Source organism: Deefgea chitinilytica, from assembly GCF_016881405.1.
GTDB classification, from domain to species: Bacteria; Pseudomonadota; Gammaproteobacteria; order Burkholderiales; family Chitinibacteraceae; genus Deefgea; species Deefgea chitinilytica.
The window spans coordinates 213,073-226,532 of sequence record NZ_WOFE01000002.1 but is presented as its reverse complement, the minus strand read 5'-3'; the positions used below and the strand labels follow the sequence as shown (position 1 = coordinate 226,532).

Annotated in this window: 11 protein-coding genes; 3 read left to right on the top strand and 8 right to left on the bottom strand. The window is 48.3% G+C overall.

Annotated features, from left to right (window positions below):
- Positions 1–143: 143 nt before the first annotated feature.
- The 3 genes from GM173_RS06700 to GM173_RS06690 all read left to right on the top strand — a co-directional run bounded on the left by GM173_RS06700 (position 144) and on the right by GM173_RS06690 (position 2,991).
- Positions 144–1,106, top strand: coding sequence for an aspartate carbamoyltransferase catalytic subunit (locus GM173_RS06700; RefSeq protein WP_203570589.1), 963 nt, complete (start codon positions 144–146; stop codon positions 1,104–1,106).
- Positions 1,106–2,377, top strand: a complete 1,272-nt coding sequence (locus GM173_RS06695) for a dihydroorotase (protein WP_203570588.1) — start codon at positions 1,106–1,108, stop codon at positions 2,375–2,377. Before GM173_RS06700 ends, GM173_RS06695 begins: the two co-directional genes overlap by 1 nt.
- Before the next feature lie 71 nt (positions 2,378–2,448).
- Positions 2,449–2,991, top strand: coding sequence for a phosphotransferase-like protein (locus GM173_RS06690; protein WP_203570587.1), 543 nt, complete (start codon positions 2,449–2,451; stop codon positions 2,989–2,991).
- Between the two features lie 96 nt (positions 2,992–3,087).
- Here GM173_RS06690 and mltA read toward each other — a convergent pair whose 3' ends face one another.
- The 8 genes from mltA to GM173_RS06650 all read right to left on the bottom strand — a co-directional run bounded on the left by mltA (position 3,088) and on the right by GM173_RS06650 (position 13,439).
- Positions 3,088–4,281 carry a murein transglycosylase A gene (mltA, locus tag GM173_RS06685; RefSeq protein WP_203570586.1) on the bottom strand — a complete coding sequence of 398 codons (1,194 nt, stop codon included), beginning with the start codon at positions 4,279–4,281 and terminating at the stop codon, positions 3,088–3,090.
- Between the two features lie 110 nt (positions 4,282–4,391).
- On the bottom strand, positions 4,392–4,643 hold the full coding sequence (locus GM173_RS06680) for a PhaM family polyhydroxyalkanoate granule multifunctional regulatory protein (protein WP_203570585.1): 252 nt from the start codon (positions 4,641–4,643) through the stop codon (positions 4,392–4,394).
- Positions 4,636–6,921, bottom strand: a complete 2,286-nt coding sequence (locus GM173_RS06675; RefSeq protein ID WP_203570584.1) for an NADP-dependent malic enzyme — start codon at positions 6,919–6,921, stop codon at positions 4,636–4,638. The genes GM173_RS06680 and GM173_RS06675 overlap by 8 nt, the downstream gene beginning before the upstream one ends.
- Positions 6,922–7,201: 280 nt before the next feature.
- Entirely contained in the window at positions 7,202–8,383 is a 1,182-nt protein-coding gene (locus tag GM173_RS06670; RefSeq protein ID WP_203570583.1) for a response regulator, read from the bottom strand.
- Positions 8,384–8,554: 171 nt separating this feature from the next.
- A complete protein-coding gene (trpS, locus tag GM173_RS06665; protein WP_203570582.1) occupies positions 8,555–9,577 on the bottom strand; it encodes a tryptophan--tRNA ligase in 1,023 nt (340 codons plus the stop codon).
- 299 nt (positions 9,578–9,876) lie between these two features.
- Positions 9,877–10,758, bottom strand: a complete 882-nt coding sequence (locus GM173_RS06660) for a flagellar filament capping protein FliD (protein ID WP_203570581.1) — start codon at positions 10,756–10,758, stop codon at positions 9,877–9,879.
- A 133-nt stretch (positions 10,759–10,891) separates the two neighbouring features.
- Positions 10,892–11,161, bottom strand: coding sequence for a hypothetical protein (locus GM173_RS06655; protein WP_203570580.1), 270 nt, complete (start codon positions 11,159–11,161; stop codon positions 10,892–10,894).
- Entirely contained in the window at positions 11,151–13,439 is a 2,289-nt protein-coding gene (locus GM173_RS06650) for a mechanosensitive ion channel domain-containing protein (protein ID WP_203570579.1), read from the bottom strand. Before GM173_RS06650 ends, GM173_RS06655 begins: the two co-directional genes overlap by 11 nt.
- Positions 13,440–13,460: the final 21 nt, after the last annotated feature.

The window sequence follows — 13,460 nt, the reverse complement described above, 5'->3', positions numbered from 1 at the left end:
CGCCCGGGTCGCCTTCTTTTGCTTACTTTTCTTGGGCAGTGAATATGTCAAAGTCCAAGAAAAGTGAGTCCCCGTCGCGGACTGCGACTGTAAAACACGTGCGAAGGCACAAAGAATAATTTTGTTTGTTAGCGAGGAATGCTATGTACAACCCGCAACTGAACGCCCAAGGTGAGCTGATTCATTTGCTCACCACCGAAGGGCTGCCGCGTCGGATTTTGACGCAAATTTTGGATAAAGCCGCCGAGTTTGTGTCGGGGGGCGAGCTCGTCAATCAGAAGTTCGCCGATTTGGCTGGAACTTCAGTGTTTAATCTATTTTTCGAAAACTCAACGCGCACGCGTACGACATTTGAAATCGCGGCCAAACGTCTGTCGGCGGATGTGTCGAGTTTGAATATTCAAGCGTCCAGCACCGCCAAAGGCGAAACGCTGCTCGATACCATCCACAATATCGAAGCAATGGGCGCGAATTTGTTTGTGGTGCGTCATTCCGATTCGGGCGCGGCGCATTTGATCGCCAAGCACGTGAAGCCGGGCGTGGCGGTGGTGAATGCCGGTGACGGTCGTCATGCGCATCCAACGCAAGCGATGCTCGATATGTTCACGATTCGTCATTTCAAAGGAGATTTCACCAATTTGCGGATTGCGATTGTCGGCGATGTATTGCACTCACGCGTTGCCCGCTCGCAAATTCACGCCTTGTCAACCTTGGGCTGCCCGGATATTCGTGTGATTGCGCCGAAAACGCTGTTGCCAACCGGGATCGAGCAGCTGGGCGTGCATGTGTATCATGATATGGAAAGCGGCCTAAAAGACGTCGATGTGGTGGCGATGCTGCGTTTGCAAAATGAACGCATGGCGGGGGCGTATCTGCCGTCAACACAGGAATTCTTTAAGGTTTACGGCCTTACCCCTGAAAAATTGGCTTTTGCCAAACCCGATGCGATCGTATTGCATCCAGGCCCGATGAATCGCGGCGTGGAGATTGATTCGGCGGTCGCCGATGGCGATCAAGCGGTGATCTTGTCGCAAGTGACATTTGGTATCGCGGTGCGAATGGCGGTGCTCAGTATTGTGGCGGCCAATCAGCGGAGTTTGCTCTAATGAAAAATATTCTTCTTAAAAATGGCTGCTTGGTGGATCCGATTGCTGGCACTGAGCAAGTGGCTGATTTGTATCTCGCGGGTGGCAAAATTGCTGCGGTAGGTGCCGCTCCGGCGGGTTTTGCGGTGGATGAAACGATTGATGCGACGGGCTTAATCGTTGCGCCGGGTTTGGTCGACTTGGCAGCGCGCTTGCGCGAGCCTGGTTATGAGTACAAAGCCACACTGAAATCTGAAATGGCGGCGGCAGTAGCGGGCGGTGTGACTAGCGTGGTTTGTCCACCGGATACTGACCCTGCGCTCGATGAATCAGGTTTGGTGACCAATCTGCGCCAACGTGCGAAAAACCTTGATTTAGCGCGTTTGTACCCAGTTGGTGCTTTGACCGTTGGATTAAAAGGTAAAGAAATCACCGAAATGGCGATGCTTAAAGAAGCAGGCTGCGTCGCATTTTCGCAAGGCGATGTGCCGATTGCCGACTTGCAAGTGCTGTATCGCGCGATGCTCTACGCGGCGAATTTTGGTTTTGAGTTGCGCTTGCGCCCTGAAGAAGCGTCCTTGGTCAATGATGGTGTGGCTCACGATGGCCCGTACGCATCACGCCTTGGCTTAACGGGGATTCCAGTGATTGCTGAAACGATTGCGATTGCGCAAATCGTTCAATTGATGCGTGCTACAGGTTGCCGTGTGCATCTGGCGCGGATGTCGAGCGCGGCGGGCTTAGATATGGTTCGTGCCGCTAAAGCAGAAGGCTTGCCGCTGACGTGTGACGTGAGTATCAACCACATTCATCTGGCCGACATCGATATCGGTTTCTTTGATAGCCAATACCGCTTCGATCCGCCACTGCGCGCCGTTTCTGATCGCGATGCAATTGTGAAAGCGCTGAACGACGGTACGATAGATGCGATTTGCTCGGATCATTCACCAGTCGATGACGACGGTAAATTACTTCCTTTCGCACAAGCCGAACGCGGCGCGACGGGGTTGGAATTGCTGCTGCCATTGACGTTGAAATGGGCGAGTAGCCAGCAGATTAGCTTGCCGCAAGCCTTGGCGAAAATTACTTCAACACCGGCGAAAATGCTTGGGTTTGAAGCGGGTTTGTCGGTTGGCAATCGCGCTGACTTGGTGTTGTTTGACGCCAAAGCGCATTGGCAAGTGATTCCAGAACGCCTAAAAAGCCAAGGCAAAAACACACCATTTATCGGGCATGAAATGCTCGGTAAAGTGAAATACACCTTGGTGAAGGGTAAAGTGATTTTTGCTTGATGAATTAAAAAATGGCTGAATGTTCAGCCATTTTTTATTGATTTTTTGAGCTTTGATTTTTTGGTGGTGTTATGAATAAACCATTTACAATTATCTTAAACGGGGCATCTAGTTCAGGGAAGTCCAGTATTGCAAAAGAGTTGGTTCAATATATTCAAGGTCTTGTTTGGATTGCAAAAATCGATGATATACACGATATGTTACATTGCGAACAAGAATTAGAATCGTCAGAAGCCGTCGAGTGCTATGGGGTAATCGTTCAGCAATTTAATCATTTGTTAAATGGTTTTTCTAAAACTAACTATTCAATTATTGTTGATCAAGTTTTTGAGCAGCAAGTTTGGTTGGATGGGTGCTTGAAGGCTTTAGCTGAACGTGAGCCCATCTTAATTGGCGTACATTGCAATTTGGCTGAATTAGAAAAACGTGAACGTCTCAGAGGGGATAGGAAAATTGGCTTGGCTAACTGGCAGTCAACTCGTATTCATATTAATAAAAAATATGATATTGAAATTGACACTACGTATTTAACACCAGCGATTGCAGCCAAAGAAATAGCGATGCAGATTTCACAGCTACAAAAAGCTAATCACATCGAAGTGCTACATACTTAGTATAAATTGTAAATATTGAGAGCGAATTGCTTTTAACAATCCGCTCTAATTTAAAACAGTTATAAAGAATTGTTAATTGTCTTACCACCTGAAGAATTACTTCGGTAATGGCTGATCTTTCGGCCACAGTAACCATAGGCTGCCAGTCTGCTTCATTTTTCCTGCCAACTCTCCAGCAGCATCGCCAGTTCCCCAAAAGAAATCGGCTCGAACACTGCCACGTATCGCGCCGCCGGTGTCTTGTGCTGCGACTAAGCGGTGGATACCCCCATCATTATCGGGGCGAGTCGTTGCGATAAAGGCCATACTGCCTAGCGGTACCGTGTTTGGGTCAATCGCAATGCTGTAGGCGGCGGTGAGGGGGACGCCAAGCGAACCAATCGGGCCGTCTTTACTGGGTGGCAGCTTTTGGAAAAACACATAGCTTGGATTGCTGTTGAGTAATTCGTCGACGCGTTTCGGATTGGCTTGCGCCCATGCGCGTATGCTTTGCATTGAGACGTCGCTAGCTGGCATTAAACCTTGTTCGACTAGCCAACGACCGACAGGTTTATACGGGCGGCCATTTTGGTCTGCGTAGCCGAGGCGAATTTCTTGACTATTAGCGAGTTTCACGCGACCCGAGCCTTGGATTTGCAAAAATTGCACGTCCATCGGGTCGTTGAGCCATGCCAGTACCGGCGCGTTAACGCCGTTTTTGACGATTTCAGCGCGATCAGGAAAAGGCACGAGTTTGTTGCCAACGAGTTTACCGCGCAGACGTTTGCCTTTGAGTTCGGGGTAGACGCTATCGAGTGCGACGGTAATCATGTCCGATGGTGGACCATATACGGGTTGTGTTGATGTATTAGTCTTAGAGAGACTACCTGCATAGACTGGCTCGTAATACCCCGTTATCAAACCCGTTGTTGAATTGTCTGGATTTTGTAATTGATATGGCGTTAAACGCGTTTGCAAAAAATTACGAATCGCTGCGGTGTTGGCAGGAACGCTGGCTGCTTCTTGGCAGATCGGTGCCCAGACTGGATTTTTTTGTAATTTAACGCAGCCATTGCGCCAAGTTTGAAAGCCTTTGATCAGCTCATCTTGACCCCACAATGGGAGCTGCTGCCAAGTATTGGCAATATACTTGGGGGCAGCAGGTGCTGGGTTCGTTTCGCTGTTTGGCGTGACTGCAGCTGTTGTTTTGTTTGGTGCGCTAGGAGCCGTTCCGCAGGCGGTAAAAAAACCGGCCAGCAAGCTGGCCAGTGTGATGTGCTTCAATGTTGAAGCGATATTTCGTTGAGTCATTGAGTGTCCAAATACGGATTAAAAGCTTTATGGCAAGACGTCGAAGCCGCAGACAGTACGATTTGTACGGCTCGGGAAATCACGCAGCCAGAAAGCTTTTACCTTACTATTTAACTGTGTTCGGGCTTGGGGTCTATGCTTTGTTTAAACGCAGCTAAACCGGCTTTTTGCATTTCTAGTGTTTTGACTGTCATTTGCAGCATGCCAACTTGCATCGCTAGCCATTGCTCAACCGTTTTGCATTCGACGATTTTGCGGTCGATTTCTTCTTCAGTCAGAGGCGGCATAAAGGGATTGGTTCCGCCCGGTTTCATCATGCTGGCAAAAAAACCAAATGGATCATTCGGATTAAAATCACTCATCAATTGCCTCCTGTGCAAGTGCGGCCTCGACTGCGGCGAGTGCGGCCATGTTAATGATACGGCGAACAGACGCGGTTGGCGTCAAAATATGCACGGGTTTAGCTGCGCCCATCAAAATTGGCCCAATTGTTACGCCATCGACCGCGGTGGCTTTGAGCAGATTAAATGAAATATTGGCGGTGTCTAAGTTGGGCATCACCAGAATATTCGCTTCCCCTTTTAAGCGTGAGTTAGGGAAAATCTGCGCGCGTATCGCGCTAGACAGTGCCGCATCGCCGTGCATTTCGCCATCGATTTCTAGCTCCGGCGCTTGCTGGGTGACGATGTGCAAGGCATCTTGCATTTTAATCGCCGATGGGCTTTCGCTGGTACCAAAGCTGGAATGACTCAGTAGTGCCACTTTGGGCGCAATGCCAAATTTGCGCACGGCTTCGGCGGCCATCAAGGTGATTTCGGCGAGTTGCTCGGCCGTTGGATCTGCATTGACATAGGTATCGGTAATAAAAATATTCCCGGTATGCAGCAGCAAGATATTCATCGCTGCGGTCGTCGAAACGCCTGCTTTTAAGCCCAGTACGTTTTTGATATGCGCGAGATGGTTGTGGTATAGCCCATACGTGCCGCAAATCATTGCATCAGCTTCACCGCGTTTGACCATCAGCGCGCCAATTAGCGTTGTTTTACGGCGAACTTCGGCTTTGGCAAGGTCTTCGGACACGCCTTTGCGCTGCATGATGCTGTAATACAACTGCCAGTATTCGCGGTAGCGCGGATCATTTTCTGGATTACAGACTTCAAAATCAATACCGAGACGAATTCGTAAGCCGAGTTTTTCGATGCGGGCTTGAATGACATTCGGGCGTCCAATCAGAATCGGCTCACACAAGCGCATATCGAGAATTTCTTGGATGGCATGTAAAACGCGCTCATCTTCGCCTTCACAAAATACCACGCGTTTTTGTGCTTTTTTCGCCGCCATAAAGACGGGGCGCATAAAAAGACTGGATTTATATACAAATTGCGTCAGTTCTTCGACATAGGTCGCCCAATCTTCAATTGGCCGCGTCGCTACGCCGCTGTCCATTGCCGCCTTGGCGACTGCGGGGGCAATTTTGACGATAAGACGTGGATCGAACGGCGTAGGAATCAGGTATTCAGCACCAAAGGCGAGATTTTTACCGCTATACGCGTTGGCCACTACATCGGATAGCTCGGCGTGCGCGAGCTCGGCAATTGCATCCACTGCCGCGTGTTTCATCGCTTCATTAATTGTCGTTGCGCCAACATCGAGTGCTCCACGGAAAATAAAGGGAAAGCACAGTACGTTATTGACTTGATTTGGGTAATCTGAGCGACCGGTACAGATAATCGCATCCGGTCGAGCAGCGCGCGCTTCGGGTGGCGTGACTTCGGGATTGGGGTTGGCCAATGCTAAAATCAACGGCGATGCGGCCATCGTTTTGAGCATTTCCGCATCAATTGCGCCGGGGCCAGAAAGGCCTAAGAAAATGTCCGCGCCGACGAGTGCTTCAGCCGGAGTGCGGATGTTGGTTTCGCGGGCATAGCGTTGTTTGGTTTCATCGAGCGGCCCGCGCTCGGTGTGAATCACGCCTTTCGAGTCGCAAACGAAAATATTGCTTTTTTGTACACCCAGTGAAACAAGTAAGTCCAAGCACGCAATCGCCGCAGCGCCGGCACCGGAGGCAACGAGCTTGACGTCGCTGATATTCTTACCAAGTAATGACAAAGCATTTTTAACCGCGGCGCCGACGATGATGGCGGTGCCATGTTGGTCGTCGTGAAATACCGGAATTTTCATCCGTTCTCGCAGTTTCTTCTCGACGTAAAAACATTCCGGTGCCTTGATGTCTTCAAGATTGATACCGCCAAAGGTTGGCTCTAGCGATGCAATAATTTCGATCAGCTTATCGGGATCATTTTCGTTGATTTCGATATCAAAGACATCAATACCCGCGAATTTTTTGAACAGTACGCCTTTTCCTTCCATAACCGGTTTACCCGCCAAAGGCCCAATATTACCGAGCCCGAGTACAGCGGTGCCATTGGTCACGACGGCGACGAGATTGCCTCTGGAGGTGAGATTACGCGCCTCAGCCGGGTCAGCGACGATGGCATCACAAGCGGCGGCAACGCCGGGCGAGTAGGCGAGTGCTAAATCGCGTTGGCTAGCGAGGCCTTTGGTAGGAACAACCTGAATTTTGCCCGGCTTTGGGAAACGATGGTATTCAAGTGCTTTTTTGCGGAGTTCTTCGTCCATGACCTGCCCCTGAGTGCGTGTGATGTTGTGGTTTAATGCTGCTTGAATTCGCTGCAATGTCCTATCGGGGAATGTCCCAAGCTTTTGTTTGAATTATAGGTATCGCTTAGAACATTACTAAAAATAATGTCTTGACTCGGTGACTGTTTGAGTTTGCCTGCCGTATTGGTGCTGATTGTGGCTGATGGTGCGGCACAAAGTGTTGTGTCGTATTTGAAACCTGCCTCAAAGCAGCCAAATTTCAGCAGACCCTAAGGATGAAGCGTGTCTGTTATCGAGCTTAAAATAGCATAATGTCATCGGAGCTTTCTGTGCTGAGCCTTGCTTTTTCTGCCGCATTGGGTGATTGCTGGGTCAGATACAGTAAAGTCGCAATCACATGTGAAAACTCATCGTCTAGTGATAAGCCTTGGTCATAAATTTGGGTGGCTTCTTGTAGGCTGTGCGAAATCATGTCAAATAGGGCACCTTCTTGCGAGTCGGTTAGCCCTAAGTAGACCATTTTTTGCTCAAATTTATCCTGTAGTTCAGTAAATAATCGCATCGATGAACCCGCTTGCTGGCGGTATTCTTCTTCTAATTTTTGGATTGATTTTTGAATTAAGCCGATTGCATCTAAGGTGAGCGCTTGCTGCCCGCGAATTTGCTCTTCATTCAGAATACCATCAAAACGATTTTCGGCAGCCTCAACCAAGATAGCGATGTGATCGCGTAATCGTCCACATAATTCTGGCTGCTCAGTGGGCATTGCTTTGACTTGCAAGATAATTCGGGGGAAATTAATAATTAGTCGCTTACCCATTTCATAAATTCGCTGCGAATCTTGCGCCAAGGTTTGCAACATATGCTCTTCTAGTGGACTGCTACGACCGTTGCTATTGAGCGTAGTGAGTTGATTTTTGTGATGGATTTGTGCTGCGACTTGCAAATTAAATTGGCTAGCTGTTTGTACTAATGCGGCCAGTAAATCGGTTTTATTACTCGCTAGTGATGATTTTTTGAAGAAGTTAATTAAAGTACCGAGCTCTGCTGTATTGGAGATGGCTTGCAGCGCGGTATCCGTGGCGGTTTTGATTGAAGATTGTAAATGCTCAATTGCGTCGTAATGGCGTTTGAATACCGATAACTTTTGCTGCAATTCACCTGTTTCAAAAGGGTGTTTAATAAAATCATCGGCGCCAGCCTCATAGGCGGCGCTGTAAGCGGCGCGGTGGTCGTGCTGTGAAATACACAGCACATAGCAGTCTGCTTGCTGGGCTTTATACGCTTGGCAAATTTCATAGCCACTGATATCAGGTATATCGACATTAATCACCACAATGTCGGGTTGCAACTGCTTTAGCAAGGCCAGCGCAGCTATGCCTGTGTTGGCTTGGTGGATTTCATATCCATCGGAACAAGCTAAGCGCAGTTGCCTGCTAGAGTCATTATCGTGCTCAACAATCAAGAGTTGTAAAGGCATCGTTTTTCTTCCACTAAATTCAGCAAGCCAAGTGCAGATGCTACGCTTTGATTCGCCGCGAAAATTGCTTGAGCGTGCTGAAAAGCAAAGTTCAGCAGCGGCGAGGCATATCGGTATCGGCTTTCTTTATAGAGTATTTATAGATAAACGACAGCTTGGTGAAATCATTAATTAAAAATAGTACATTCCCATCGCTGTTTTGACCTTGTGCAACGTGAGTGCCGCGGTTTGCCGTGCTTTGGCTGAGCCGCATAGCAGCATCGATAGCACCGCATCAGGGTCTTGAGCGTATTCGGCTCGACGAGTGCGAATGGGGGCGATCAGCGCTTGTAGTACGTCATTTAAACGGGCTTTAATCACGCTATCTGCCAAGCCACCGTGTTGATATTGGGCTTTAAGTTCGTTCACGTGCTCGATATCGCTATCAAACGCATCTAAAAATGCAAACACGACATTGCCTTCGATTTGGCCTGGACTCGTTACGCTGAGGTGTTGTGCATCGGTGTACATCCGGTTCACGGCTGCGCTGATTTCGTCGCTGCTGGCCGATAAAGCGATGTGATTGCCTGCGGTACGGCTCATTTTACCTTTGCCGTCGATGCCGGGCAGCCGAGTGGTGTTGGATAAAAGCGCTTCGCATTCGTTAAGGATGTTCTCGCCGACCATGCGGTTAAAGCGACGCACGATTTCATTGGTTTGTTCAATCATTGGCAGTTGATCTTCGCCGACTGGAATCAATGTACCGCGTAGTGCCGTAATATCGGCGGCTTGGCTGACGGGGTAGCTTAAAAATCCGGCGGCAATATTGCGATCTTGGCCTTCATAACCCTTAGCACGTAATTCTGATTTCACTGTTGGGTTGCGTTCTAAGCGTGCTAGCGAGACTAAATTGAGCAAGTAAAACGAGAGCTCAGCCAGTTCGGGCACCATCGATTGAATCAGAATGGTTGATTTTTGTGGATTAATACCAACAGCAAGGTAATCAAGTGCAACGTCGAGCACCGCTTGGCGCACCGCGCGGTAGTCTCCTTGATGATCGGCAAGCGCTTGGGTGTCAGCCAATAAAATGAATGGATTGTGGCTTTCTTGTAATGTTAAACGTGTTTGTAGTGAACCAGCAAAATGGCCGAGATGTAAGGGGCCTGTGGTGCGATCACCAGTGACAATGATGCTCGGGCTAGTCGATATCGACATGAGATTGCTCCTAAATTGAGGAGCTGCCGGATGAGGGGAGGGCAAAAAACAAAAAACCTGTCACCGAATCCGGCAGCAGGTTTTGTATAGATACACAAACCCAGTGCCGCCTAAAGGCGCCACCAGTAATAAGAAATTACAGCAAGGGTTTGTTTGATCGAGTTCATCTTTTTATCATGTCAGGATAGTGGTCGTGGCGTCAAGCAAACTAAAGCTAGGAATAACCCTAATGATGAAAATGCTTGATGTATTGCTATCTAGGTCAATATTATCAATACCTTCATGGTAATACATCTGATTTATGTGAAAGCAGTCTGTATTTTCTGATATTCAGCGAGTGCTTGACTGAGCCGATTTGATAATTTGGGCGGATCACCAAGGCCAAATTCAGCCTGTAAGGCACTTTGATTGCTCTGAATATAGTCAATCGCGCGATCTAAATTGCTCAGTTGTTTTTGGAAAAAATTGCCGTTAGCGCTGAGCAATTTTGCCGCGGCGCTAAAGTGGCTGCTGAAATCGTTAATTGCCGTCGCTGCATTTGCAGGCTGTTGCGCCCACGTTTGTTCGAACTTTGCGACATCAAGCTTAGCCATTTGAGTCACGGGGTCAATTTCTAGTCCGAGTGCTGCTAATCCTTGTAGTCCTTGATTCGCGCCATGAAATGGATTGCTGATGCTGGCTTGCAGCGTGTGGCGCGCTGCTTGCGCGGCTTGGGTATTGCCAAGTAATTCGGGATCTTGGCTATCAGTATCGAACTCGCGTCGCCAACTATTGTATTGGTCTGCAAAGCGTTGTAACTGAGATTTGACAGTGGCAAAAGAGCTTGTCGCCGTGATTTCCCCTAATTGTTCTGCTGCTTGGCTTAACTGGCCTACGCCAGTTTGCATATCAGAGAGCGCGGCATATTGTGCCTTATACTCGACTGAGCGACGATTAATGTCGGTCATCATTTTGTAGGCCGACTCTGGATCACTGAGCGTCATATTACGACCGATTGCGGATAGTCCGGGTATGGTATCGACGCCAGCCACTCCTGTTAGCCCTGACTGACTGTTGATGTAGCCGCTGGCCAATTGGGCGATGTCAAAACTACTACCTGCTTTGGGATTGAGTAAGGGGCTGAGGGTATCCGTTTTGATGCTGGCTATATGCCCTGCAATCGATTTGGCAGAAAGATCCATGATGCACCTCTTAGGAAAATTGCTTAACTGAAAACTTCATCCAAAATAGCAAGCAAAATCAATACCATCTAGGTAAATATGCACGAAAATCGCTCCAGCGCGGCGGGAAACCAAACCTCAACAGACCTTAGGCTTATTTTAAGCTGCTCAGTGGTTTACGTAAAAGTCGATAGTAAGCAATAGGCATTTTTTTGGGATCAGTAGTTCGCATTACGCTACTGAATATTTGCCACTCGGTACCCGCCAGTTTTTGCTGCATTGTGGCAACTAAGCCTTGTGGGTTTTGGATAGCACAATATTTAATCAGCTCGGCACTGGTTGATTGCCGGTGTTGAGTCAGCCGCTGAAAAACCGCAGCTTCATCGGCCGTCCATTCGATATTGGGCAGTGATTTATTTTGCATGAGTGTGGCCTAGCGAATCATCGTGCTTCGTATTGGGGGGTGTGGATGTGGTTTCAAGTTGCACACGGACAGGGCTAGTCAGATCAAGGTGAACATCGCGTTGAGGGAAGGCGATGCAAATGCCATGTTTACGGAAACTCGCTTCAATCATAAAGCGTAAATCGCTCGCCACTTGTCGGCCAATAATGCCCGCGCCGATATCAATCCAGTAATACACGCCGAACGTCAGCGCATCAGCGGCAAAGTTCTCTAATAATATTTCTGGATTTTTATCTGCAACAATTTGGCCATGCCGTTTGACTTCTTCTTCTAGTAATTTGGCGACCAAGCGTAAATCACTGCCGTAAGCGACACCGACTTGAAAACCTTGCCGGATGATACTGGTGGTATAGCTCCAATTGGTGACATTTTGCTCTAGGAAAGTGCTATTCGGCACCAAGGTATCAATGCCATTGACGTCACGAACGACTGCTGCGCGAACGCTCATGTCGACAATCGTACCGCGAATTCCAGCCACTTCAATCGTGTCGCCAGGGCGAAATGGGCGCTCTAGTAGCATCATCAAACCACTAATTAGATTTTTGAGCAGCGTTTGCATACCAAAACCCAAGCCGATTGCAATCGCACCACCTAAGAAGGCAAATGCAGCCAGCGGGATTTGCACGATTAATAAAGAATTGATCAATAAGATAATAAAGGCGACCGAGAGCAGCCAGCGCTTGGCGATTCGGACGGAAATCTCAGCCCATTGGGTGTATTTCAGTATTAATCGTTCAATTAAATTGCTACTCAAAATACAGAGGGCAAAACCAACCGTAATCAGTAATAACGCAATACACACTTTACCAACGGTGACGCCGCGCGTGAGCGAGATATTTTGCCCATCAACCTGCACCGAATCATTCACGCTGAATAATTCATAGTTCCAAATAGCGGTTAACTTGCTTTGAATGAGGCCTTGCCAATAGTCGGAACGCATCGCAAGTGTTTTATCTTTCGGTGAGGCATCGCTGATCCAGCGCTGATATTTCTCACTTGAATGTCGAAAATCGGTGGCTGCATTCCGGTAAATTTGTTCCCGCTCTTGCCATGCTTGGATGACTTCGGCTGAGCTATTTCCGATTTTTTGTAATTGATCTAGCTGATCTTGTGCAATATTGGCTGATTTTTGGGCTGCATTTTGCATATCACGCAGGGTGACCAACCAGTCCTCTACTGCGGCATTCAAGCTTTGCACTTCCGTTTGCGAGTGATTATTCGCTAGTGCCTGCCGTTTTTTCCAAAATGTAATATCCAGCGTGTTGACCATCATCAGATCGGTGAGGATGCCTGTTTGAATCGCAAGCGTTTCCAGTTGATGCAATAGTATGGGTTCTTGTTGGTCTAAAGCTTGTAACTGCGCTTGCAACTGCTCGGGATGCTTGGTTTTAGGATTGTCGATTTTTGTTTGCAATGCCTCACGTTGCTGTTTGAGTGCGGCTAATTGACGGCGTAACTCTTGCTCACGATTGAGTTGCAGACTTTGTTGTTGTGTGTATTTTTGCTGCTGATCCTGCATGGCTTGCAGATTAGCATCGAGTAAGGCGGATTGTAATTTGGTTTGATCATTCCCAATTTGATTATTTAGTGTGAGGATTTGTTCACGACGTTCTTGTAAGCGGGCACGATTAAATTGCTGGCGCGCATCAATGCTGGCCAATGTGGCCAGCCAAGTCGCTACTTTACGCTGCGCGAGTGCCATTTTGCTGGCCAGTTGGCTGCGTTGGGTACTTTGCGGCGGTGCTTTTTCAAATTGACCTTGTACCAAGCGCAGCTCCGCTTGCGCTTGTTCTAATTCATCATGGATGGTATTGAGGTATGTTTCTTGTGCTTTGAGGCCGCTGCTCAGCACATTGATTTCTTGTTCGATAATTTGTCGTTCTTGTTGCAGTTGTACGCTATTGCTGGTGCGGCTGGCTGCTTGATTATTTGCGCGAGGGGCTTTGAGCGCATCGAGCCCTTCCAGTGCGGCGATGTGTTGTTGATAAGCATAGATCGACAGGGTGATCCAGAATCGATTCATGTCTCGGTCGGGTGCTTGGGGGTTGTTGTCTAGCTCGGTGAGTTGCTTTTGCGCTAATTCTAATCGCTGAATCAGCCGATCGCGTTCGTCATTGGGGGCAATCTCCGATTCAACTGCACTGGCTATCGTACTGGATTTGCCAAGCAATAAATCGACTTGCGAAGCAAAAGCGGTGCTAGCAAAAAAAAGGAGTAAACAAGCAAAAAGGCGCGCCATAGCGGATTTTATCGGTTGAGA

What these genes read in the sequence shown, in the direction of transcription:
- GM173_RS06680 (WP_203570585.1), bottom strand. Translation starts at nt 4,643, where the DNA reads ATGAGTGATTTTAATCCGAATGATCCATTTGGTTTTTTTGCCAGCATG.
- GM173_RS06690 (WP_203570587.1), top strand. Translation starts at nt 2,449, where the DNA reads ATGAATAAACCATTTACAATTATCTTAAACGGGGCATCTAGTTCAGGG.
- GM173_RS06695 (WP_203570588.1), top strand. Translation starts at nt 1,106, where the DNA reads ATGAAAAATATTCTTCTTAAAAATGGCTGCTTGGTGGATCCGATTGCT.
- GM173_RS06670 (WP_203570583.1), bottom strand. Translation starts at nt 8,383, where the DNA reads ATGCCTTTACAACTCTTGATTGTTGAGCACGATAATGACTCTAGCAGG.
- GM173_RS06655 (WP_203570580.1), bottom strand. Translation starts at nt 11,161, where the DNA reads ATGCAAAATAAATCACTGCCCAATATCGAATGGACGGCCGATGAAGCT.
- GM173_RS06675 (WP_203570584.1), bottom strand. Translation starts at nt 6,921, where the DNA reads ATGGACGAAGAACTCCGCAAAAAAGCACTTGAATACCATCGTTTCCCA.
- mltA (WP_203570586.1), bottom strand. Translation starts at nt 4,281, where the DNA reads ATGACTCAACGAAATATCGCTTCAACATTGAAGCACATCACACTGGCC.
- GM173_RS06650 (WP_203570579.1), bottom strand. Translation starts at nt 13,439, where the DNA reads ATGGCGCGCCTTTTTGCTTGTTTACTCCTTTTTTTTGCTAGCACCGCT.
- trpS (WP_203570582.1), bottom strand. Translation starts at nt 9,577, where the DNA reads ATGTCGATATCGACTAGCCCGAGCATCATTGTCACTGGTGATCGCACC.
- GM173_RS06700 (WP_203570589.1), top strand. Translation starts at nt 144, where the DNA reads ATGTACAACCCGCAACTGAACGCCCAAGGTGAGCTGATTCATTTGCTC.
- GM173_RS06660 (WP_203570581.1), bottom strand. Translation starts at nt 10,758, where the DNA reads ATGGATCTTTCTGCCAAATCGATTGCAGGGCATATAGCCAGCATCAAA.